The organism is Streptomyces sp. NPDC044719 (genome assembly GCF_056433405.1).
Genome location: NZ_JBWKHE010000009.1, coordinates 458,452 through 482,035, shown reverse-complemented (window position 1 = coordinate 482,035; position 23,584 = coordinate 458,452). Strand labels below are relative to the sequence as shown.

Annotated in this window: 16 protein-coding genes and 4 pseudogenes; 19 read left to right on the top strand and 1 reads right to left on the bottom strand. The window is 69.3% G+C overall.

Translation table 11 applies throughout. The annotated features are described in order from the left end of the window. Nucleotides 1-13 precede the first annotated feature (13 nt). The 14 genes and pseudogenes from AC07DF_RS34135 (at nucleotide 14) to AC07DF_RS34070 (ending at nucleotide 14,680) form a co-directional block, all read left to right on the top strand. Nucleotides 14-1,020, top strand: a pseudogene (locus tag AC07DF_RS34135) (sugar phosphate isomerase/epimerase family protein). 458 nt (nucleotides 1,021-1,478) lie between these two features. Then, nucleotides 1,479-2,648 (top strand): inositol-3-phosphate synthase, encoded by a 1,170-nt coding sequence (locus AC07DF_RS34130; RefSeq protein ID WP_478980122.1) that lies wholly within the window; start codon nucleotides 1,479-1,481, stop codon nucleotides 2,646-2,648. Nucleotides 2,649-2,834: 186 nt separating this feature from the next. Next, nucleotides 2,835-3,119 (top strand): annotated as a pseudogene (locus tag AC07DF_RS34125) (TatD family hydrolase); the annotation flags it as partial. A gap of 3 nt (nucleotides 3,120-3,122) precedes the next feature. Further along, nucleotides 3,123-3,374 (top strand): annotated as a pseudogene (locus AC07DF_RS34120) (metabolite traffic protein EboE); the annotation flags it as partial. Nucleotides 3,375-3,534: 160 nt separating this feature from the next. Continuing rightward, nucleotides 3,535-3,738 (top strand): annotated as a pseudogene (locus tag AC07DF_RS34115) (alkaline phosphatase family protein); the annotation flags it as partial. 52 nt (nucleotides 3,739-3,790) lie between these two features. After that, on the top strand, nucleotides 3,791-4,954 hold the full coding sequence (locus tag AC07DF_RS34110; RefSeq protein WP_478980120.1) for a sugar phosphate isomerase/epimerase family protein: 1,164 nt from the start codon (nucleotides 3,791-3,793) through the stop codon (nucleotides 4,952-4,954). A 201-nt stretch (nucleotides 4,955-5,155) separates the two neighbouring features. Then, a complete protein-coding gene (locus tag AC07DF_RS34105; RefSeq protein ID WP_478980118.1) occupies nucleotides 5,156-7,276 on the top strand; it encodes a PQQ-dependent sugar dehydrogenase in 2,121 nt (706 codons plus the stop codon). A 413-nt stretch (nucleotides 7,277-7,689) separates the two neighbouring features. Next, a complete protein-coding gene (locus tag AC07DF_RS34100) occupies nucleotides 7,690-8,481 on the top strand; it encodes a GNAT family N-acetyltransferase (RefSeq protein WP_478980116.1) in 792 nt (263 codons plus the stop codon). Beyond that, nucleotides 8,478-8,702 (top strand): translation initiation factor IF-1, encoded by a 225-nt coding sequence (infA, locus tag AC07DF_RS34095; RefSeq protein ID WP_093909198.1) that lies wholly within the window; start codon nucleotides 8,478-8,480, stop codon nucleotides 8,700-8,702. The genes AC07DF_RS34100 and infA overlap by 4 nt, the downstream gene beginning before the upstream one ends. Nucleotides 8,703-8,961: 259 nt before the next feature. Further along, a complete protein-coding gene (locus AC07DF_RS34090) occupies nucleotides 8,962-10,599 on the top strand; it encodes a BCCT family transporter (RefSeq protein ID WP_478980114.1) in 1,638 nt (545 codons plus the stop codon). Between the two features lie 158 nt (nucleotides 10,600-10,757). Continuing rightward, nucleotides 10,758-11,843, top strand: coding sequence for an S-(hydroxymethyl)mycothiol dehydrogenase (locus tag AC07DF_RS34085; protein WP_478980112.1), 1,086 nt, complete (start codon nucleotides 10,758-10,760; stop codon nucleotides 11,841-11,843). Continuing rightward, entirely contained in the window at nucleotides 11,843-12,478 is a 636-nt protein-coding gene (locus AC07DF_RS34080; RefSeq protein WP_478980110.1) for an MBL fold metallo-hydrolase, read from the top strand. The genes AC07DF_RS34085 and AC07DF_RS34080 overlap by 1 nt, the downstream gene beginning before the upstream one ends. 679 nt (nucleotides 12,479-13,157) lie before the next feature. Next, the gene (locus AC07DF_RS34075) at nucleotides 13,158-13,520 is read left to right on the top strand and encodes a bifunctional 3-phenylpropionate/cinnamic acid dioxygenase ferredoxin subunit (RefSeq protein WP_382488334.1); all 363 of its coding nucleotides are present in this window, start codon (nucleotides 13,158-13,160) and stop codon (nucleotides 13,518-13,520) included. Continuing rightward, nucleotides 13,517-14,680: an NAD(P)/FAD-dependent oxidoreductase gene (locus AC07DF_RS34070; RefSeq protein ID WP_478980107.1), complete on the top strand. Its 1,164-nt coding sequence runs from the start codon at nucleotides 13,517-13,519 to the stop codon at nucleotides 14,678-14,680. The genes AC07DF_RS34075 and AC07DF_RS34070 overlap by 4 nt, the downstream gene beginning before the upstream one ends. 408 nt (nucleotides 14,681-15,088) lie before the next feature. On the opposite strand, the gene AC07DF_RS34065 is transcribed toward AC07DF_RS34070, so the two are convergent. Further along, nucleotides 15,089-15,835, bottom strand: a complete 747-nt coding sequence (locus tag AC07DF_RS34065; RefSeq protein WP_478980218.1) for an IclR family transcriptional regulator — start codon at nucleotides 15,833-15,835, stop codon at nucleotides 15,089-15,091. Between the two features lie 207 nt (nucleotides 15,836-16,042). On the opposite strand from AC07DF_RS34065, the gene betA reads away from it, so the two are divergent. The 5 genes from betA (at nucleotide 16,043) to AC07DF_RS34040 (ending at nucleotide 23,456) form a co-directional block, all read left to right on the top strand. Then, on the top strand, nucleotides 16,043-17,704 hold the full coding sequence (gene betA / locus AC07DF_RS34060) for a choline dehydrogenase (RefSeq protein ID WP_478980105.1): 1,662 nt from the start codon (nucleotides 16,043-16,045) through the stop codon (nucleotides 17,702-17,704). Between the two features lie 197 nt (nucleotides 17,705-17,901). Then, nucleotides 17,902-19,371 (top strand): aldehyde dehydrogenase family protein, encoded by a 1,470-nt coding sequence (locus tag AC07DF_RS34055; protein ID WP_478980103.1) that lies wholly within the window; start codon nucleotides 17,902-17,904, stop codon nucleotides 19,369-19,371. A gap of 20 nt (nucleotides 19,372-19,391) precedes the next feature. Then, the gene (locus tag AC07DF_RS34050) at nucleotides 19,392-20,480 is read left to right on the top strand and encodes a quaternary amine ABC transporter ATP-binding protein (protein ID WP_478980101.1); all 1,089 of its coding nucleotides are present in this window, start codon (nucleotides 19,392-19,394) and stop codon (nucleotides 20,478-20,480) included. Beyond that, complete coding sequence (locus AC07DF_RS34045) at nucleotides 20,480-22,480, top strand: ABC transporter permease subunit (protein ID WP_478980099.1); 2,001 nt, start codon at nucleotides 20,480-20,482, stop codon at nucleotides 22,478-22,480. Before AC07DF_RS34050 ends, AC07DF_RS34045 begins: the two co-directional genes overlap by 1 nt. A 13-nt stretch (nucleotides 22,481-22,493) precedes the next feature. Further along, nucleotides 22,494-23,456: an ABC transporter substrate-binding protein gene (locus tag AC07DF_RS34040; protein WP_478980097.1), complete on the top strand. Its 963-nt coding sequence runs from the start codon at nucleotides 22,494-22,496 to the stop codon at nucleotides 23,454-23,456. The last annotated feature ends 128 nt before the right edge of the window (nucleotides 23,457-23,584 follow it).

Here is a 23,584-nt window from a genome sequence, read left to right as displayed (position 1 = left end):
GCTCGGAGGCACCATGCCACGCCCGTTCACCCTGTTCACCGGTCAGTGGGCCGATCTGCCGCTGGAGGAGGTCTGCCGGCTGGCCGCCGACTTCGGCTACGACGGCCTCGAACTCGCCTGCTGGGGCGACCACTTCGAGGTCGACAAAGCCCTGACCGATCCGGCCTACCTGGTCGGTCGGCACGCCCTGCTGGAGAAGTACGGCCTGAAGTGCTGGGCGATCTCCAACCACCTTGTCGGCCAAGCCGTCTGTGACAACCCCATCGACGAACGGCACCAGGGCATCCTGCCCGCCCGGCTCTGGGGCGACGGGGAGCCGGAGGTGTACGCAGGCGTGCCGCGGCCGAGATCACGAACACGGCGCGGGCCGCGGCCGCCTTCGGCGTCGACACGGTCGTCGGATTCACCGGTTCGTCGATCTGGCATCTGGTGGCGATGTTCCCGCCGGTGCCGGAGCGGATGATCGAGCGCGGTTACGAGGACTTCGCGGAGCGCTGGAACCCGATCCTGGACGTGTTCGACGCCGAGGGCGTCCGCTTCGCCCATGAGGTCCATCCGAGCGAGATCGCCTACGACTACTGGACCACCAAACAGGCCCTGGAGGCGGTGGACAACCGGCCGGCCTTCGGACTCAACTTCGACCCCAGCCACTTCGTCTGGCAGGACCTGGACCCGGTCGGTTTTCTCTACGACTTCCGGGACCGTATCTACCACGTCGACTGCAAGGAGGCCCGTAAGCGGCTGGACGGGCGCAACGGGCGGCTCGGCTCCCATCTGCCCTGGGGTGACCCGCGGCGCGGTTGGGACTTCGTCTCCGCCGGACACGGTGACGTTCCCTGGGAGGACGTGTTCCGGATGCTGCGTTCGATCCGCTACGACGGACCGATCTCCGTGGAGTGGGAGGACGCCGGCATGGACCGCCTCGTAGGTGCGCCGGAAGCACTCGCCCATCTGAAGCGATTCGACTTCGACCCGCCTTCGGCGTCCTTCGACGCCGCCTTCGGAGGCGGCGACAACTAGGAGCTGCGCCGTAAGGGGGCCTTGCCCGGGGGCGGAGAGCCGCCGGGCTGGTCCGGGCTGCCCTGAAACGGCTTTGTCCTGACCCGGGAAGAAGTTCGCCGTCCTCGTGCGCAAGGGGTTCCGGCCAAGGACGAACGGGGCTACGGTCCCTTCGTGCACAGGCACCACACAGTGGTTCGAGATTGACGGCGTGTTCAGGTCGCACGGCGCGCCGCTCGCTTGACCGGCCTACGGAGGAAGGCCCTCCGCAGCGCAGGGCCAAGTCCCCTCAGGTAGCCCGCATTTCTCACCGGCGGTCTTTTGCCGCCCCTCGCACGCCGTAACCGCGCCCACCACGGAGCAGCTCTCCTGGTCGCGGCCAAAGCCGCCCACATGCCGACGGAGGGCGGGAGGCACTCGCGCCCCCGCCCACCGTCCTCCAACCACATCGGAACATCGACATGGCAGGGAGGCAGCCCGTGAACAACGACGGGAACGCATCGGAGCCCCAGACGGCACCGGAGCCCCAGATCGGCGGGCGGACCGCACGCACAGGTGTCTGGTTCGTCGGAGCCCGCGGATCGGTTGCCGCCACCGCCGTCGCCGGATGCGCGGCGATCACCGCCGGATTGCAGCCGCCGACCGGCATGGTCACCGAGACTCCGCCGTTCGACGGCACAGGCCTGCCGCCCCTGCCCTCACTCGTCTTCGGTGGCCACGACACCGCCCACTGCCCGCTGCCCAAGCGGGCCGAACAGCTCACCGAGGCGGGCGTCCTGCCGCACGGGCTCGCCTCCGCCGTGCGGGCCGAACTTCAAGCCGCGGACGAGGAGATACGGCTCGGCGGCCCGGTCCCGGGCGACACTCGCAGCGACGAGGAACTCATCGCGGACTTCGCCGCCGACCTCACCGCGTTCCGCGTGCGGGGCGCACTGGCACGGGTGGTCGTCGTCAACGTCTCCTCCACGGAGCCGCTGCCCACACCCGACGCCGTACGGCTGCCGCCCAGCTCCCTCTACGCGGCCGCCGCCCTGCGAGCCGGCTGCCCCTACGTCAACTTCACGCCGTCCACCGGGCTGCGCACCCCGGCTCTCACGGACGCCGCCGCGGCCGGCGGACTTCCCCACGCGGGTCGTGACGGCAAGACCGGCCAGACGCTGCTGCGGGCCGTGCTCGCCCCGATGTTCGTCCAGCGCGCCATGGAGGTAAGGGCCTGGTCCGGCACCAATCTGCTGGGTGGAGGCGACGGGGCGGCACTGGCCGACCCGGGCGCGGCCGCGGCGAAGAACGCCGGCAAGGAGCGTGTCCTGACCGACACCCTCGGGCACACGCCGCAGGGCGAGGTGCACATCGACGACGTACCGGTGCTCGGCGACTGGAAGACCGCCTGGGACCACATCGCCTTCGAAGGCTTCCTCGGCTCGCGCATGATCCTCCAGACCATCTGGCAGGGCTGCGACTCGGCCCTGGCCGCACCGCTCGTCCTGGACCTGGCCCGTCTGGTCGCCCGCGCCCACGAGGCGGGCCTGTCCGGCCCGCTCGCGGAACTGGGCTTCTACTTCAAGGACCCCGACGCGGGCCCGTCGGGTCTCTCGGACCAGTTCACCGCGCTGCTGTCCTTCGCCGACCGCCTGCGGGAGGCGCAGTGATCCGCTCCCTTCTGACCCGCCTCGCCCCTTCCCCGGTGCGTGTCCCGCAGCCCGCCCGACCAGGGAACGGCAAGGCCCCCTTGGGCGCCGGACCAGGACCAGGGCGCGGGCGACGGGCGCGGCTGCGGGACTGGGCCGAACTGCTCCGTGTCTCCGCGCTGTTCACCGTGCCCGGTGACGCCCTCGCCGGACACCAAGATGGACGAGGACCGCATGGTCGAGATCCTGAGGACGTACGGAACGGAGAAGGTCCTCGTCAACTCGGCCGCCGACTGGGGCAAGAGCGACCCGCTGAAGACCCGCGAGGTCGCCGACGCCATGCTCGCGGCCGGCTTCGGCGAGGACGACGTCGACCAGGTGCTGTGGCGCAACCCGGCCGCCTTCTACGGACTCAGCGGCCGTCTGCGGCTCGACGTCCCGGAGGCGGAGGGCCTGCACGAGGGCAACTCCATCCTGCGCGGGGGCGAGTAGGGCATGCGCTTCCGCCACCCCGACGGCTCCACCGTCCATCTCGCCTACTGCACCAACGTCCACCCCGCCGAAACCCTCGACGGCATCCTCGCCCAGCTCCGCGACCACTGCGAGCCGGTCCGCAAAAGCCTGGGACGCGACCGCCTGGGCATCGGCCTGTGGCTCGCCAAGGACGCCGCACGCGCACCGCCCCGAGCTGCGCCCCCGCACCAGGACCCAGCTCGTCGAGGGCATCGCCGCCTAACTGACCCTCGCCCGTGACCTGTTGACGGGTCTCGGCCTGAAGGAGCTGCCATGAGCCCCCGCCCCACGCCGCTCCTGGTCCTCGACGTGGTCGGCCTCACCCCCCGTCTCCTGGACCACATGCCCCGCCTCAAGGCGTTGGCGGCCTCCGGCTGGCAGGCGAACCTGTCCAGTGGCCCGCAAGAAGCTCGGCATGCGCTATCGGCTCGCCGTCGTACCCCTGGACGCCTCACCCGTACGCGGCAGCCACGGCCGCCTTCCCATGAGCGACGAAGAAGGTCCGCTCGTCCTGGTCTCCACCCCCCGCGCCGTATCCGGCCGTGTAGCGGCCACCGAAGTGAAGTCCCAGCTTCTGCGGCTCGCCGGCCTCTCCTGAGGCGGTAGCCGTCGGGCACCCGCAGCACCGCGACAACGAAAGAGAGTTCACTGTGACCGCGTTCAACGACGAAGCCGTCACCGGCGACGCACTGCGCCGCGCACTCGGCGTCAGCCGCCGCCGTTTCCTCAGCACCTGCACGGCCGCCACCGCCGCGGCTGTGGCCGCCCCGGTCTTCGGCGCCGCGCCCGCCCTGGCGCAGGACACAGCGGAAGCCGCCGGCCATGACGGTGGGCGTTCCGCTCTGGTCCCGCCGCACAAGCGCGGCATCATCCTCTACACCGTGCGTGACGCGGTCGGCCGCGACCCGTTGGCCTCCGATCTGCCCTCCGGTTTCCGCGAGGTGTTCAAGCAGCTGGCGCGCTTCGGCTACCGCCAGGTGGAGTTCGCCGGCTACGGCCAGCACGCAGGCGCGCCGGGAGGCGCCGATCTGGGCACCGTCCAGGGCGCGAAGCTGCTGCGCTCCTGGCTCGACGCGTACGGCCTGCGGGCGCAGGGCAGCCACGGCTTCATCCCCCCGTCCTGGCCGCTGACTCCGTCCGACCGTGACGCCTTCAAGCGGTACCTGGAGATCGCCAACATCCTTGGCATGGAGCACATGGGGACCGGCGGCGACCCCACCGGCACCCCCTACCGGGCCGACTGGGACGTCGCCGCGCAGAAGTGGAACACGCTGGGCGCCATCGCCCGCCGTGAAGGCATCAAGCTCTACACCCATAACCACGACAGCGCCTACGACTTCCTGCTCGACGGCGGCCCGCTCGACGCCCAGGGCCGGCCGACCCGCAGCTCCGGTATCCGGAAGCTGGAGTACTTCCTGAAGGTGACGGACCCCAAGAGCGTCTATCTGGAGCTGGACGTCTTCTGGGCGCACGTGGCCCAGTACAAGTTCCACACGTACACCGCCCACGACGGCTCGCAGCGTGAGCGCGTTTTTGACCCGGCCGGACTCGTGGTCCGCAACACCAACCGCTTCCCGCTCTTCCACGCGAAGGACGGCGTGGTCAACCCGCAGAGCGGCCTGGGCTACGACATGGTGCCGTTCGGCACGGGCGACATCGACTACCGGAAGTTCTTCACCCGGGTGGGTGCGAAGAACTACCACAACCCGATGGTCGAGCAGGACACCGCGCCGAGCGCGAGCGTTCCCGGTCAGTCCCTGGAGTTCGCCCGGGTCGGCTACGACAACCTCGCGGCCCTGCGCGCCCGTAACTGACAGAGCGTCATGTGTAGCGCCCGCCCGGCGTCCTGGCGCGGGGCGGGCCTCTCAGGGGTGCCCGAAAAGGCACCACAGGCAAGGGCGAACTTTCCTTGAGGAGATTGGAACTTTGTCCTTGACGAGTTGAAAGTGGGCGCCCTAGCGTCCAACTCACGCATTTCGCCTGGCATTCCGCTGGCCGGACCAAAGGAGTTCTGAGTGCGCAACAGACGGATCGTCACCCTCGTGGGGGCGGCTGCGTTGGCCGGAGCCGTAGGGCTCCTGCCTCTCCCCGCAGCCCAAGCCGCCAAGTCAGATCCCATGCCGCCGGCTTCGTCGGACTTCCAGAAGGTCACCCTCAACGACCGCCCGGGCGAGCCCATGGCCCTGGCCGTCCTGCCCGACCGGCGGGTGCTGCACACGGCGCGCACCGGAGAGGTCCGCATCCACGACCCCAAGAGCGGCGTGAACTTCCTTGCCGCCGACATGAAGAAGAGCCCCGCCGGGCTCTACCAGCACGACGAAGAGGGCGTGCAGGGCATCGCCGTCGATCCCGGCTTCGCCAAGAACCACTGGGTCTACCTCTACTACTCGCCGCGCCTCGACACCCCCATGGACGACCCGGCCACCCCGGGTGTCAACGAAGGGGACGCACCGCAGTCCGGCAAGGCCGAGGACTTCGCCAAGTACAAGGGCGTCACACGGCTGTCGCGGTTCAAGCTCGAGGGCAACAAGCTCGACTACGCCACCGAGCAGAAGATCCTCGACGTGCCGGCCGACCGTGGCCTTTGCTGCCATGTCGGCGGAAAGATCGACTTCGACCACAAGGGCAACCTGTTCCTGTCGACCGGCGACGACTCCAACCCGTTCTCCTCCGACGGCTACGCCCCCCTCGACGACCGACCCGACCGCAACCCGGCCTACGACGCGAGGCGCACCTCGGGCAACACCAACGACCTGCGCGGCAAGGTCCTGCGCGTCAAGGTCAAGCGCGACGGCGGCTACGCGATACCGGACGGCAACCTCTTCGCGCCGGGCACCCCGAAGACCCGCCCGGAGATCTACGCCATGGGTCTGCGCAACCCGTTCCGCTTCGGGGTGGACGACAAGACGGGCGAGGTCTACGTCGGCGACTACTCACCCGACGCCAACACCGCCAAACCCGACCGCGGGCCCGCCGGCCAGGGGCGCTGGATGGTCATCGACCGCCCCGCCAACTACGGCTGGCCGTTCTGCGTGACTCAGGACCAGCCGTACCAGGACTACGACTTCGCCACCAAGACCTCCAGCGGCGCGTTCAACTGCGCCAAGCCGGTCAACGACTCGCGCCACAACACCGGCCGCAGCACGCTGCCACCGGTCACGGACGCGGAGATCGTCTACGGATACGGGGCCACCCCGGAGTTCCCCGAACTCGGCACGGGCGGCATCGGCCCCATGGGCGGCCCGGCGTACCGCTACGACCAGCGGAACAAGGCCCAGAACCGCTGGCCCCAGTACTTCGACGGCAAGCCGCTCTTCTACGAGTGGACCCGCGACCAGATGAAGGCCATCACCCTCGGAAAGAAGAACGAGGTCCAGAAGATCGAGGACGCGATCCCCTCGATCAAGACGGATGGCCCGATCGACGCCGAATTCGGCCCGGACGGCGCGCTGTACGTCCTCGAGTACGGCACCGGGTACTTCGCGGAACTGCCCGAGGCCCAGCTCTCCCGCATCGACTTCACCCGGGGCAACCGCACCCCGGAGCCCAAGGTCGCCGCGGACGTGGTCAACGGCACCAGCCCGCTGACGGTCCAGCTCTCCAGCGCAGGCACTAAGGACGCCGACGGTGACGCCCTCCGCTACGCCTGGGACTTCGACGCCGACGGCACCGTGGACTCCAGGGAGCCGAACCCGAGGCACACGTTCACCAAGAACGGCGTCTACGACGCCACGCTGAAGGTCACCGACAGCACCGGGCGCTCGGCCTCCGCGTCCGTTCCCGTCGTCGTCGGCAACAAGGCGCCGGTCGTCTCACTCACCACCGACCCGGCTCCGCACGGCGGCACGCCGTTCCACTGGGGTGACACGGTCACCTGGCAGGTCGCCGTCACCGATGACCAGCCGGTGGACTGCTCGAAGGTCAGCGTCTCGTTCATCCTCGGCCACGACTCGCACGGCCACCCGCTGTCGACGAGCAACGGCTGCTCCGGATCGTTCAAGACGTTCGTGGACGGCGGTCACTCCGGTTCGGACAACCTCAAGGCGGTCTTCAACGCCACCTACACGGACACGCCCCCGGACGGCCTGCCGTCCCTCTCGGGCAGCGCCGAGGTCGCACTGACCCCGGCCGACTGACCGGCATCGACACCGCGGCGGGGCGCCCACCTGGGCAGCCCCGCTGCCGTGGCACTGCGACCCGGGGTCCCCAGACATCCCTGCGGTTCTCGGCGGCGGCGAATCGCACAGGGCAGTGGAACAGTTCGGTGAACAAGGAAGGGTCAGCGTGACTGGAGAGGGCTGCCTTGGCTCGGCGCATCCACAGCAGGCACGTGTCCCACATGAGCCGCACTGTCAGCGCACGGGAAATGATTGGAGCGAGTCGGCACCCCGCTGCTAATTTCGTGGTGGACCGTGAAGTCGTCGTATGGAGGTGAGCCCCGTGAACACAGTTACCCGTGGGTGCTCCCTCAACCCGTCACGGTCCGGCGGCTGACGTTCGGTGTCGCCAGGAGCGCCTGAGATCGAGGCTCTCCTGGAAGGGGACTCCGATGAACACAAAGCCTTTCACATCCGGCCTGGGCGAGAACGCGGTGGTGATCACGCGTGTCGCGGACAGGCAATGGCATGCACTGGATGACGACCTGGTGGTCGGCCGCGGGCATGCGGTACACCGGCCCGACGGCCGCTTGTTCGTCAGCATCGACGCCTGGCGCGACGCCACCTTCGCCCGGCTCGCCGAGGCGATGCTGGCGGAACTGCCGACACCGCTGTACACGGTGGTCGACGAAGCCGACGCCGAGCTGACGGCCGGCTGGCGGCGGGCCGGGTTCACGGTCCGGCGCCGTGAGTGGGAGTACGTCGTGCCGACCGATCCGGGGGTCACAGGGCTCGAAGCGGTCCTTCCGCCTTCGGGCGTGACGATCGTGCCGGAAGGCCGGGCGGACGAGAGTCTGCTGCGGGCGGTGGACCGCGCGATCCGTGACGAAGTCGAGGCGACCGTCGGGTGGCAGTCGATGCCCGCCGAGGTGATTGCCCGCACCGAAGACGACACCATCGTCGACCCGTCCCAGTACGCGGTGGCCGCGGCGCCGGACCGTTACCTGGGTTTGATCCGGGTGGTGTCGGTGAAGCGGCCGCGCATCGGGCTGGTCGCGGTCCGGGCCGGCGAGCAGCGCCGTGGCATCGCGCGGGCGCTGCTGGCCCACGCGCTGGGGACGCTGCACCGCTCTGGGTCGGCCGCGGCCTGGACCGAAGTCGACGAGTCCAACCAAGCTGCCTCGGCGCTGTTCGAGGGCATCGGGGCCCGGCCGATGAGCAGCAACCTGGAGCTGGTGCGATGACGAAGAACAAGAACGTCATCGAAGTCGAGGGCAAGGTCGTCGAGTGCCTGCGCAGCGCCATGTTCACCGTGGAGCTCGAGAACGGCCACCAGGTGCTCGCGCACATCAGCGGGAAGATCCGCAAGAACTACATCAAGATCGTGCTGGAGGACCGTGTGCTGGTGGAGCTCCCGCCGTACGACCTGACGCGCGGCCGGATCGTGTTCCGCTACCGGAACTAGCGGCGGGCCGGCGGCTTCCGCGATAGCTGATCCCGGGGCCCCGGTCACGGTGTTTCCGTGGCCGGGGTCGTAGCCGCTGGTCCGACGTGGACACCCGGCGAGAACGGTCGGTGTATGGGGGGGGTTGACGCACCGGTGCGCGGCGGGAACTGTGTTGCACATCGAGCGCCCGGTTGCGTGGTGTGCACCGCCGGGCGTGTGCCGTCGCAGGGATGCTGACGCAGACCCGCCGCCCCCGTTCCCCGTCGGAATGCTTCGGATGAGTACCGCGACGACGAAGAAAACGACATCCGCCCTCGCACGGGTTGATCCGGCTGTCCTCTATGTGTCCGTCACGCTGTCCGCCCTCTTCGTGGCCTGGGGAGTGTTCTTCACCGACAATCTCACCTCCGTCGCCGAGACGACGCTGAACCTGATCATCGACAGCTTCGGCTGGCTCTTCATCCTGACGAGTTCCGGCTTCGTGCTGCTGGCGGCGGTCCTCGCGTTCAGCCGGTTCGGCTCCATCCGGCTCGGACGGGACGGCGAGCGACCGGAGTTCAGCACCGCCTCATGGGTGGCGATGATGTTCAGCGCCGGTATGGGCATCGGCCTGATGTTCTACGGGGCGAGCGAACCGATCATGCATATGTCCAGCCCGCCGCCGGGTTCAGCGAAGGCGGGCAGCCAGGACGCGGCCCGTCTGGCGCTGGAGTACTCGTACTTCCACTGGGCCATCCACCCCTGGGCGATGTACGCGGTGGCCGGCCTCGCGCTCGCCTACTTCGGATTCCGCAAGAGCGGCAACAGCCTGATCAGCTCCGCCTTCCGCCCGCTGCTCGGTGATCTGGTGGACGGGCCGCTGGGCAAGTCCATCGACATTCTGGCGATCTTCGCCACCCTCTTCGGTTCCGCCGTCTCCCTCGGGCTGGGTGCCCTGCAGGTCAACAGGGGGCTGAAGGAACTCTGGGGCGTGCCCGACTCCACGGCACTGGCCGTCTCGATCATCGCGATCCTCACTGTCCTTTTCGTGCTCTCCGCCCTCTCCGGAGTGCACCGCGGCATCCAGTGGCTGGGCAACGGCAACATGATCCTTGCCGCGGCACTCCTGCTGTTCGTCTTCGTCGTGGGCCCCACGGTGTTCATCCTGGAGAGCCAGACCGAGGCGCTGGGCGGCTATCTGGCCTCGCTTCCGAAGATGAGCTTCACGACGGGTGCCTTCGGCGGCGGCGAGTGGCTCTCCGGCTGGACGGTCTTCTACTGGGCGTGGTGGATCTCCTGGACGCCGTTCGTCGGGACTTTCATCGCGCGCATCTCCCGCGGCCGGACCATCCGGGAGTTCATCGTCGGTGTGATCATCGCGCCGAGCCTGGTGAGTGTCGTATGGTTCGCCATCCTCGGCGGTACCGCGCTGAACCAGCAGATGCACGGCGCCGATCTGGCCTCGGCGGTCGCCCAGGGCGAGGAAGCGGGTCTGTTCGCCACCCTGCGGCACCTTCCCTGGTTCTCCATCACCTCGGTCCTGGTCATCGTGCTGGTCGGTCTGTTCTTCGTCAGCGGCGCCGACGCCGCCTCCGTGGTGCTGGGCATGCTCTCCTGCCGGGGCAGTATGAGCCCCGGACGCCCCGTCGTGATCCTCTGGGGCGCGCTGACCGGTCTGGTCGCGGCTGTGCTGCTGATGGCGGGCGGTCTGGAGGCGGTCAAACAGGTGGCGATCATCGCCGCGTTCCCGTTCCTCTTCGTGATGATCGGTCTGTGCGTCTCCCTGGTGAAGGCGCTGCGTGCCGAGCCGGCTGAAGAGCCGAAGCCGGTGCGTGAACAGGAGAGCGCCGCCGACGCCGACGGCGAGCCGGAGCCGCGGCCGGGTCCCGGTGTGCGGCAGGCCGAGGTCGTGTCGGACTCGCAGCCCGCGGGCTGAGCCGGCCGGACCAGCGAATCGCCCAGAGCGCGTCGGTCCGGTTCCCGCCGACCCCTTGACCCTCGGTGTTCTCCTCCCCGATGCTCGGTTGCGTATAGCGGTGCGTGTATCGAATGAGGCAACACACGCGCGCGTGTTTCCCGTCTGAGGAGCAGCTCATGGCTCACGAGGTTCGTGCCGTCGTCGCCCGGAAGAAGGGCGCACCGGTTTCCGTCGAGACGATCGTCGTGCCCGACCCCGGTCCGGGTGAGGCCCTGGTCAAGGTCGAGGCGTGCGGTGTCTGCCATACCGACCTCCACTACCGCGAGGGGGGGATCAACGACGAATTCCCCTTCCTGCTGGGGCACGAGGCGGCCGGTCGGGTCGAGGCGGTGGGGGAGGGAGTCACCGGCGTCGAGCCCGGTGACTTCGTCATCCTCAACTGGCGGGCGGTGTGCGGCCAGTGCCGGGCGTGCAGCAAGGGCAAGCCCTGGTACTGCTTCGCCACCCACAACGCGACGCAGCCGATGACGCTGCTCGACGGCACCCCGCTCTCGCCCGCCCTCGGCATCGGCGCCTTCGCGGAGAAGACACTGGTCGCGGCCGGACAGTGCACCAAGGTGGACCCGGCGGCCACGGCGGCGGCAGCCGGTCTGCTCGGATGCGGCGTCATGGCGGGCTTCGGTGCCGCCGTGAACACCGGTGCCGTCGGACGAGGGGACTCCGTCGCCGTCATCGGCTGCGGCGGTGTCGGAATGGCCGCCGTCGCGGGAGCACGGCTCGCCGGCGCGAGCAAGGTCATAGCCGTCGACATCGACCAGCGCAAACTGGACCGCGCCATGGCCATGGGGGCCACCCACACCGTCGACGGCTCGAAGGGCGACGTCGTGGCGGCGGTGCGCGAACTCACCGGAGGGTTCGGCGCGGACGTCGTCGTCGAGGCGGTCGGCCGCCCCGAGACCTACCAGCAGGCCTTCTACGCCCGGGACTTGGCCGGTACGGTCGTGCTGGTCGGGGTGCCCACCCCCGAGATGAAGGTGGAACTGCCGCTGCTCGACGTCTTCGGGCGCGGCGGCTCACTGAAGTCCAGCTGGTACGGCGACTGCCTGCCCTCGCGCGACTTCCCGGCCCTCATCGACCTGTATCTGGGAGGCCGGTTCGACCTGGACGCGTTCGTCTCCGAGACCATCGGACTCGGTGACGTGGAGGAGGCCTTCGAGAAGATGCACGGCGGCGATGTGCTGCGCTCCGTGGTGGTGCTGTGATGGCCGGCGCACCGCGCATCGAACACCTCGTCACGAGCGGCACCTTCAGCCTCGACGGCGGCACCTGGGACGTCGACAACAACGTCTGGATCATCGGTGACGACGACGAGGTGGTCGTCATCGACGCGGCACACGACTCCGACGCCGTCCTCGAGGCCGTCGGTGACCGGCGCCTGTCGGCCGTCGTGTGCACGCACGCCCACGACGACCATGTGCGCGCGGCGCCGGACGTCGCTCTCGCCACGGGCGCACCCGTCCTGCTGCACCCAGACGACCAGGTGCTGTGGAAGATGGCGCACCCGAACCGGCGGCCCGACCGCCCGCTCTCCGGCGGCGACGAGATCGTCGTGGCGGGGATCGGACTGCGCGTCCTCCACACGCCCGGACACGCACCCGGGGCCGTGTGCCTGTACGCGCCCGACCTGGGGGCGCTGTTCAGCGGCGACACCCTGTTCGCGGGCGGGCCCGGCGCGACCGGGCGCTCGTACAGCGACTTCGGCACGATCATCACGTCGATCGGTGACCGGCTGCTGACGCTCCCGGGCGCGACGGTCGTCCACACCGGACACGGCGACACGACCACCATCGAGGCGGAAGCCCCGCACCTGGAGGAGTGGGCCGCCCGCGGCTGGTGAACAAGCGCCGTCCTACCCGGCCGGGGTGGCCGAACGCGCTCGGTTCCTCGTGTCGAGCGAGGGCCGAACGCGCCCCGTGGGCACGACCCACCCCGGCCGTCGGCCCTCCCCTGGACGAACCGCCGTGCCCGCGGCGGCCGACGTCTACCAGGCCGACCTCTGCCGGGTGCTCCACGCACCCTGCCCAACCCGGCCGCCGCCGACATCGACGCGTTGACCGCGCTGCTCGCCCGGGCAACCCGGCACCCTACGGCGGTACTGTCCGGCTCCCCGCCCACGCGTCGAAGTCGCCACGGCTCGCCCGAACTCTTCCTGCGGGAATGCGCCGTGCTCGGCCGGCCGGTCCTCGTGGGTGCGGCACGGAAGTCCTTTCTCGGTCACTGACTGCCGCGCAGGGCGCCTGGTGCGCGTGCGTCCACGACGTCGCCTCGACGGCCGACGCGGTGCACGTGACCGTCCGCTGGGGTCTCGAATCCGCGGCGACGCTGCTGCCGGAGGCCCGGTTCTGACGGGTTCCCCGCCCTGACCTGCGTTTCCTATAACGCAGGGCGTTTCATATGACGCAACGAAAAATATGGCCACCGACCGTCCTCTGAACTCCTTGACAAGGGTTTGCGGACGCCTCCAAACTGGCGTTGCGTTCACCGCAATCCGTTTCGCTATACGCACCCGAGGTGTCATGATGATTCCCGCGTGCCGTCTCGTGGATCTCCCCCGAGGCGAGGCCCACCGGCTCGACATCGACCCGCCGGTCTCGGTGTTCCACACCGACGACGGCGAGCTCTTCGCCATCGACGACACATGCACCCACCAGGACGCCTCGCTCGCCGACGGCTGGCTGGAGGGATGCGAGGTCGAATGCCCGCTGCACGCCTCGAAGTTCAACCTCAAGACCGGAGCCGTCGACGCCCCGCCGGCCAAGCTCCCGGTGCGCACGCACGAGGTCTTCATCGAGGACGGCATGATCTACGTACGGCTGTCCACGGCAGCCCCGAACCTGCCTCCCTGCATCGCCGCCCGGCTCGCCGGGGGCGTCGCGTGAGGACGGTGGCCGTGGTGGGCGCGTCGCTGGCCGGTCTGTCGGCGGCGCGCTCGTTGCGCAAGCGGGGGTACGACGGACGGCTCGTCGTGATCGGCGACGAACCCCACCGCCCGTACGACAGGCCGCCCCTGTCCAAGGAGTTCCTGGCCGGTGGAGTCGGCGAAGCCGATCTCGCGCTGGAGCCGGACGACGAGGACCTGCAAGCGGAGTGGCTGCTCGGAGCCCGCGCCGCCGCACTCGACACCACGCCCCGCGCCGTGCGGCTCACCGACGGCCGGGAGGTGAGGGCCGACGGCATCGTCATCGCCACCGGCGCCACCGCCCGGACCCTGCCCGGCATGGACGGACTGGCCGGTGTGCACACCCTGCGCACACTGGACGACGCCCGCGCCCTGCGGGACGAACTGGCCCGGGGCGGACGCCTGGTCGTGATCGGCGGCGGCTTCATCGGCGCCGAGGTCGCCTCCACCGCCTACGCCCTCGGCCTCGACGTGACCATCGTCGAGGCGGCGCCGGCACCACTGGCCGCACCACTCGGCGCGACCATGGGAAGCATCGTCTCCGCCCTCCACGCGGACCACGGCGTGCGCCTGTTGTGCGGCGTGGGCGTCAAGGGGCTGAGCGGCGAGAGCCGTGTCGACGCCGTCCTGCTGGAGGACGGCCGGAGCATCCCCGCCGACATCGTCGTCGTGGGTGTCGGGGCCCGTCCCTGCGTCGAGTGGCTGGAAGGATCCGGCGTCGCACTCGACGACGGGGTCAAGTGCGGTGCGGACGGCCGTACCAGCCTCGCCGGAGTGGTCGCGGTCGGGGACTGCGCTTCCTGGTACGACCCGCGCTCGGGCACCCACCGCCGCGTGGAGCACTGGACCGGCGCCCGGGAACGCCCCGACGCTGCCGTGGCCGCGCTGCTGTCCTGGGGCGAGTCCGAACCGGGCGTACCCCGGCCGCCGTACTTCTGGTCCGACCAGTACGGCGTGAAGATCCAGTTCGCCGGCAACGCGACCCGCGCCGACAGCGTGACCATCGAGGAAGGCGCCGCCGAGGACCGCAACGTCCTGGCCGTCTACCGGCGTGCCGGGCACCCGGTCGCCGTGCTCGGGATGAACCAGCCGCGGCTGTTCATGCGCTGGCGCAAGCACCTCGCGGCCACGCCGTCCTGACCATGTCGTAGACCGCGCTCTCCCAGCCGCTGTCGCGCGCTGCGGTGGCGCTGCTCCCTTACCCGACGAGGCCCGGTATGGCTCGTCCCGGCGCGTGCATGCCCGATCCACGACGTTTCCCGAGGAGTGCGGTGTGACCTCGACCGGTCTGCCGGAAGCGCCTGGACGCTCGACCTGACGGGCAAACTCGTGGCGGCAGTACTGCGTGGGACACGGCGCGGAGTTCGGCTCCGAGGTCTATCTCAAGCACGTCGTCGAGAGCGGAAAGGACGTCAGCGGGTCAGTGTGTGGTGCTCACTCGGTACGAGAACTCCGCCCTCGGCTTACAGTCGGGAGTTCATCGCGGGCTGACAGCGCTCGCACGCGTCGAAGTCCTGCCGATTGACGCGGTCGAACAGCTTCGCGGGCTCAGCCCAGGTAACCCATCCGATGGCTGATCTCGTCCGCGCCCTTGACCAGCACCGGAGCGAGGTCGTACATACGGTCCTCGGTGAGGCGGTACGCGGGACCGGAGGCGCTGAGCGCCGCGATGACCTCTCCGTCCCGGTTGCGGACCGGCGCGGCCATGGCGTGCAGACCTACCTCGAACTCCTCCAGGGTCCAGGAGTAGCCCCGCTCAAGAGCCTCGGCGAGGTTCTTCTCCAGCTTGGTCTTCGCGGTCAGGGTGCGGGGCGTCATCTTCTTCAGGCCGGCCTCCGACAGCAGCGTGGCGCGCTCCTTCGCGGGCATGTGGGCCAGCAGGATCTTGCCGCTGGAGGTGGCGTGCAGCGGAGTCAGCTGGCCGACCCAGTTGAACGCCGTGATGGCACCCGGACCGCGCACCTGGTACAGGTTGATCGCGTAGTGCTCCTGCTTCACGGCGAGATTCACGGTCTCGCCGATCTCCTGGGCGAGGCGCTCGCAGACCGGGCGGCTCTGCTGAGTGATGTCGATGCGCCCGGTGACCGCGCCGGCCAGACGAACGAGGCCGAAACCAAGGCGGTACTTGCCGCGCTCGCCCGCCTGCTCCACCAGACCCCGCGCCTCCAGGGCGCCGAGCAGCCGGAACGCCGTGGACTTGTGGACATCGATCTCGGCGGCCACCTCGCTGACGCCGGCCTCGCCGCGCCGGGCCAGGATCTCCAGCACGGTGATGGCGCGGTCCACGGACTGCACCCCACCGGTCGGCGCACTTGTCGTTTCGGTATCTGGATGGTAGTTGCTCACAACGCAACTATACGGGCGATAAACTTAGCCGCCACTGTGCAGGTCACGGGCTTGGTGCAGAACTTCGCAAGTTGCGCTGTTCGCAACCTGGTGCGCATAGAGATACCGGCGCTAGCATGCCGCGCATTCTCTACGGCACGAGCGAGACGAGGCCTCATGGCTCACTTGCAGTACGACTTCGTCATCGTCGGTGGTGGATCGGCCGGCAGCGCACTGGCCAACCGGCTCTCCGCGGACCCCGGCAACCGGGTGCTGGTCCTGGAGGCGGGCAGGCCCGACTATCCCTGGGACGTCTTCATCCACATGCCCGCGGCACTGACCTACCCGATCGGCAGCCGCTTCTACGACTGGAAGTACGAGTCCGAACCCGAGCCCCACATGGGCGGCCGGCGCGTCTACCACGCCCGAGGCAAGGTGCTGGGCGGTTCCAGCAGCATCAACGGCATGATCTTCCAGCGCGGCAACCCCATGGACTACGAGCGCTGGGCGGCCGACCCCGGCATGGAGACCTGGGACTACGCGCACTGCCTGCCGTACTTCCGGCGGATGGAGAACTGTCTTGCCGCCGACCCGGACGACGAGTTCCGCGGTCACGACGGGCCCCTCGTCCTCGAACGCGGCCCCGGGACGAGCCCGCTCTTCGAGGGCTTCCTCAAAGCCACCGAGGAGGCGGGTCACGCTCCCACCAGCGACGTGAACGGCTACCGGCAGGAAGGTTTCGCCAGGTTCGATCGCAATGTCCACCGCGGACGCCGTCTGTCGGCCGCGAAGGCGTACCTCAAGCCCGTGCGGAAGCGGCCCAACCTCACCGTCACCACGCGCGCCCTGGTCACCCGCGTCCTCTTCGAGGGCAAGCGGGCCGTCGGTGTCGAGTACCGGCGCGGCCGCGGCAGGCCCCGGCAGGTGCGTGCCGGCGAGGTCATCCTCTGCGGAGGCGCGATCAACTCCCCACAGCTTCTGCAACTCTCCGGCGTCGGCAACGCCGAGGAACTGCGCGCCCTCGGCGTCGACGTCGTACACGATCTGCCGGGTGTCGGCGAGAACCTCCAGGACCACCTGGAGGTGTACATCCAGTACGCCTGCAAGCAGCCCGTCTCCATGCAGCCGCACCTCGCGAAGTGGCGCGCCCCCTTCATCGGCCTCCAGTGGCTCTTCCGTACGGGCCCCGCCGCGACCAACCACTTCGAAGCGGGCGGCTTCGTCCGCGGCAACGAGGACGTGGACTATCCCAATCTGATGTTCCACTTCCTGCCCGTCGCGGTCCGCTACGACGGCTCCGTGCCCGCGGGCGGACACGGCTACCAGGTGCACGTCGGACCCATGTACTCCGACGCCATCGGCTCGGTGAAGATCAAGAGCAAGGACCCGGCCGAGCACCCGGCGCTGCGCTTCAACTACCTGTCCACCGAGCAGGACCGCCGCGAGTGGGTCGAGGCCGTCAGAGTCGCCCGCAAGCTGCTCAACCAGCCCGCCATGGCCCCGTACAACGCCGGGGAGATCTCGCCCGGTCCGTCCGTCGAGACCGACGAGGAGATCCTCGCCTGGGTCGCCAAGGACGGCGAGACCGCGCTGCATCCGTCATGCACCTGCAAGATGGGCACCGACGAGATGGCGGTCGTCGATCCCGCCAGCATGCGCGTGCACGGTGTGGAGGGTCTGCGGGTCGTCGACGCGTCGGTGATGCCCTACATCACCAACGGCAACATCTACGCGCCGGTGATGATGATCGCGGAGAAGGCGGCCGACCTCATCCTCGGCAAGGAGCCGCTGCCGCCGTCTGCCGCCACGTACTACCGCTACCGCGACGCAGGCGCGTAACCTGCAGTTTTCATAGAGCCGATCGGCCCGGAAACAAGGTGTTCCGGGCCTGCGGGCGTCGTGTTCTTTGGGCTGCCTCCTTGGCAAAACCGTCATCGGCCGACCCCTTGACGTGGGTTCCCGCCTTCCGCAGAGTGTTCCACCACAAGCAAAACGGTGCGTGATGCGCAACGCGATTCCCTCGAAGGGCTCCCGACGTGGCAGACCTGTACGTGGACGGAAAATGGCGTGATCCCGTGGCCGGAGGCCACCGGGACATCCGCTGTCCCGCCGATGGCACCCTCTCCGTGACGGTGTCCGAAGGCACGCGTCCCGACGCCGAGGCGGCCATCGCCGCAGCCCGCCGGGCCTTCGACGAGGGGCCCTGGCCGCGCACCCCCGAGCGCGAGCGCGGCGCGCTCCTCCTGCGCACCGCCGACATCCTCGAACGCGACGCCCACGCGTTCGCCCGCGCCGAGTCGCTGGACACCGGCAAGCGGCTGGTGGAGAGCGAGTACGACATCGCCGACGTCGTCTCCTGCCTCCGCTACTACGGAGGGCTCGGCGGAACCGACGCCGGCCGTGTCATCGACACCGGCCGCGACGACGCGGTCAGCCGCGTCGTGTACGAACCGATCGGTGTCTGCGGACTGATCACACCCTGGAACTACCCTCTACTCCAGGCGAGTTGGAAGGTCGCGCCGGCCCTCCTCGCGGGCAACACGATCGTCCTCAAGCCCAGCGAACTCACTCCCTCCACCTCGATCCTGCTCATGAGGACACTCGAGGAGGCCGGGCTTCCGGACGGAGCCGCCAACCTCGTCCTGGGGACCGGCCCCGAGGTGGGCGCACCGCTCGCCGAGCACCCCGCCGTCGACATGGTCTCCTTCACCGGCGGCCTGGACACCGGTAGACGCATCATGGCCACCGCCGCCGCGACCGTGAAGAAGGTCGCCCTGGAGCTCGGCGGCAAGAACCCCAATGTCGTCTTCGCCGACGCCGACTTCGAGACGGCCGTGGACTTCGCTCTCACGGCCGTCTTTCTGCATTCCGGGCAGGTCTGCTCGGCCGGTGCCCGGCTGATCGTCGAGGACACGCTGCACGACCGGTTCGTCGACGAGGTGGTCCGCCGTGCCCTGCGGATCCGCCTGGGCGGCCCCTTCGATCCGCAGGCCGACACCGGCCCGCTGATCTCCGCACAGCACCTGACGAAGGTCGAGGAGTATGTCGCGGCCGGACTCGCCGAAGGCGCCGTCCTGCGCTGCGGCGGCGTACGCCCCGAAGACCCGGCCCTGGCCGACGGCCACTACTACCCGCCCACCGTGCTCGACGAGTGCGGTCAGGACATGCGCGTCGTGCACGAGGAGTCCTTCGGGCCCGTGCTCACCGTGGAGCGCTTCACCGACGAGGACGACGCGGTACGCATCGCCAACGACACCGAGTACGGACTCGCCGGCGCCGTCTGGACGCAGGACGCCGGGAAGGCCCAGCGGGTCGCCCGCCGGCTCCGCCACGGCACGGTGTGGATCAACGACTACCACCCCTATGTACCCCAGGCGGAATGGGGTGGGTTCGGGCACTCCGGCGTGGGCCGGGAGCTGGGACCGGCCGGCCTCGACGAGTACCGGGAGCCCAAACACATCTGGCAGAACATCCAACCCCGGCCGCAGCACTGGTTCCGCGGCTGAACGCCGAAAAGAGGTCGAACATGACCCCAGCAACGACCGAGGCGCCGCGGCGGCGCGATACCCCCCAGGACCCGGCTCCCACGCCGGTCATCTCCGTGCGCGAGCTGTGGAAGGTGTTCGGGCCCAAGGCGGGCCAGGTACCGGGCTCCGAGGAACTGCGCGGACTCACCCGCCGCGAACTGATGGACCGCACCGGATGCACCGCGGCCGTGCGCGACGTGCACTTCGAGGTCGCCCCCGGCGAGGTCTTCGTCGTCATGGGCCTGTCCGGCTCCGGCAAGTCCACCCTGGTGCGCTGTCTGACCCGGCTCATCGAACCCACCGCCGGCGAGATCCTCTTCGAGGGCGAGAACATCCGCGACGCGGACACGAGCCGTCTGCGCGAGTTGCGGCGCAGCAAGTTCTCCATGGTCTTCCAGCACTTCGGGCTGCTGCCGCACCGCCGGGTCGTCGACAACGTGGCGTTCGGTCTCGAGATCCGCGGCATGAGCAGAGCCGAACGCACCAAGCGTGCTCTGGAGGTCGTCGAACTCGTCGGCCTCTCCGGATACGAGAACTCCTACCCCGACCAGCTCTCCGGCGGAATGCAGCAGCGCGTCGGTCTCGCCCGCGCCCTGGCCGGCGACCCGGACGTGCTCCTCTTCGACGAGCCGTTCTCGGCGCTCGACCCGCTGATCCGCCGGGACATGCAGAACGAGGTCGTCCGTCTGCACCACGAAGTCGGCAAGACAATGGTGTTCATCACCCATGACCTCTCCGAGGCGCTGCGGCTGGGTGACCGCATTCTCATCATGCGCGACGGCAGGATGGTCCAGTGCGGCACCGGGGACGAACTGGTCGGCGCCCCCGCCGACGACTACGTACGTGACTTCGTCAGGGACGTGCCCCGCGGTGACGTACTGACCCTGCGGTGGATCATGCGCCCGGCGGAGCCCGACGACCCCCTGGACGGTCCCGAGCTGGGCCCGGACGTCGTGGTGAAGGAGGCCACGCGGGCGGTGCTCGCGGCCGAGAAGCCGGTCAAGGTCGTCGAGAACGGCAAGCTGCTCGGCATCGTCGGCGACGAGGAGATCCTCGCGGTCGTCGCCGGGCAGGAAGGCGACGCGTGATGACCGTCGCGATGGAGAAACCGGAGCAGACCGGGACCGCGGAGCCACCCCCTGCGGTCCGGCGCGTGCGCAGGATCAACCGCTCCGTGGTCGTGGCCGCGATCCTGCTCGTCTGGTTCGTGCTCTTCGCCGTGCTGCGCGGCAGGCAGACTCTCTCCCTCGCCGCGGCCGACCTGACCGATCTGCACCGGTGGTTCAACGACGTCAACGACTCCATCGGCGCCAACCGCAACTCCAACCCGCTCTTCCTCTACTTCTTCAACGAGATCCGCCTGGTCATCGACTCACTGGTGACCTTCGTCCAAGAGCTGATCTCACAGCCGGCCCCGGGCCGCCCGGTTCCGCAGATCGGCTGGCTCGGTGTCGTCGGCATCGCCGGCTACGTCTCCTGGGCCGCGGGCAACTGGCGGGTCGCGCTGCTCACGGTGGCCGGCTTCACGTTCCTGGGCCTCCAGGGCCTGTGGCAGGAGAGCATGGACACCCTGGCGCTCACCGTCTCCGCTGTGTGCGTGGCGCTGCTGTTCGCGATCCCGCTGGGGGTGTGGGCCGGACTGTCGGACCGGTTCAACCGGGTCGTGACGCCGTTCCTGGACTTCATGCAGACGATGCCGACCTTCGTCTACCTGGCACCCCTGACCCTGTTCTTCCTCATCGGTCCGGCATCCGCCACGATCGCCACCGCGATCTACGCGGCACCACCGGCGATCCGCATCACCGCGCACGCCATCCGCTCCGTACCGCAGACCACGGTCGAGGCGGCGGACTCGATGGGCGCGACACGGCGGCAGGCTCTCCTCAAGGTGCTGCTGCCGATGTCCAAGCGGACGGTGGTGATGGGCGTCAACCAGACCATCATGGCCGCGCTGGCGATGGTGACCATCGCGGCCCTGATCGACGCGCCCGGCCTCGGCAAGACCGTCGTCCAAGCCCTGCAGTCGCTGGACGTCGGCACCGCCTTCAACGCCGGTCTGGCCATCGTCGTCATGGCCATCGTGCTGGACCGGGTCACCACCGCGGCGAGCGGACGAGCCGAGACGGCCAGGGGCTCGGACAGTCCTTTCCTCAAGTGGCGGCGGCACCTGCTCGCGGCCGGTGCGGTGATCGCGGCGGTGCTGGTGTACCTGTCGCACACGTACCTGTGGGCGGCCGAGTTCCCCGGTGAGGGCGGCATCGGCAGCAGCATCGCCAAGACGGCGGCCGATGTGACCACCTGGGCCCAGGACAACCTGTCGGGCCTGACCAACGCGTTTCGCGACGCCCTCACCAACGGCCTGCTCAATCCGTTCCAGACGCTGCTGACCGACTCCCCGTGGTGGCTCGTCGGCGCCGCCCTCGTCGCGCTCGGCGCGGTGCTCGGCGGATGGGGTGCCGGGGCCACCGCCGCCGTCTGTGTGGGCCTGCTGGTGGCGACCGGCGTGTGGTCGGACGCCATGACGACGCTGGCGTCCACCGCCGTGGCGACGGTGCTGGTGATGCTGCTCGGCGTGGTCCTCGGCGTGTGGATGGGACGCAGCTCGCTCGTCGACCGGCTGCTCAGGCCCTCGCTGGACGCGGCGCAGGTCATGCCACCGTTCGTCTACCTCGTGCCGTTCCTCGCGTTGTTCGGCGCGACACGGTTCACGGCCATCGTCGCGGCGATCGTCTACGCTGCGCCGGTCGCCATCAAGATCATCGCTGACGGGATACGGGCCGTACCCGAGACCACCGTCGAAGCGGCGATGTCCACCGGGTGCAACACCTGGCAGATCATCACCAAGGTCCAGCTGCCGATGTCACGCGGCGCCCTGACCCTCGCGACCAACCAGGGCCTGATCTACGTGCTGTCGATGGTCGTCGTGGGCGGGCTGGTGGGAGCGGGGGCCCTCGGCTACGACGTCGTGGCCGGGTTCTCGCAGGGCCAGCTGTACGGCAAGGGACTCGCGGCAGGGCTCGCCATCGTCCTGCTCGGCGTCATGTTCGACCGGATCACTCAGGCAGCGGCTCGCCGCGCCGGAGCATAAGGAGCATCACACCATGGCACGACACTGGAGAGCCGGCGCGGCCGGCCTGGCCGTCCTCGGCCTCACCCTCACGGCCTGCGGCGGCGCGAAGGTCGGTGACGACAGTGCGGGCGGCTCGGGCGGCTCGGACAAGTGCGGCACCTTCAATCTCGCGATCAACCCGTGGGTGGGCTACGAGGCGAACGCGGCGGTCCTCGCCTACGTCGCCGAGCACGACCTCGGCTGCAAGGTCGAGCAGAAGAACCTGAAGGAGGAGATCGCCTGGCAGGGCTTCGGGACGGGCGAGGTCGACGCCGTCGTCGAGAACTGGGGCCACGACGACCTGAAGAAGAAGTACATCACCCAGCAGAAGACCGCCGTCGAGGCGGGCCCGACCGGCAACAAGGGCCTGATCGGCTGGTACGTGCCGCCGTGGCTGGCGAAGGCGCACCCGGACATCCTCGACTGGAAGAACCTCAACAAGTACGCGTCCGAGTTCAAGACCTCGGAGTCGGGTGGCAAGGGCCAGCTCCTCGACGGAGACCCGTCGTTCGTCACCAACGACGAGGCGCTGGTGAAGAACCTGAAGCTGGACTACAAGGTGGTGTACGCGGGCAGCGAGACCGCGCTCATCCAGGCGTACCGCAACGCCGAGAAGAACAAGGAATGGGTGATCGGCTACTTCTACGAGCCGCAGTGGTTCATGTCCGAGGTGCCCTTGAAGAAGGTCAGCCTGCCCGAGTACAAGACGGGCTGTGACGCCGACACAGAGAAGGTCGCCTGCGACTACCCCGTGTACAACCTCGACAAGATAGTCAGCGCCAAGTTCGCCAAGTCGGGCAGCCCGGCCTATGACCTGGTGAAGAAGTTCACCTGGACGAACGAGGACCAGAACACCGTGGCCAAGTACATCGCGGTGGACAAGATGGCGCCCGAGGCCGCGGCGAAGAAGTGGGTCGAGGCCAACCGCGACAAGGTCGACGCCTGGATCAAGTAGGGCGCACGACTGCCCCTGTGAACCCCGCCGGCGAGGCCCGGCAGGCTGTGTCGTCAGCCTGCCGGGCCTCGCCGTTTTCTGGTGATTCCTCCCTGTCGCCGCCGGGTGCCTTTCCGGCGTCGCGGACC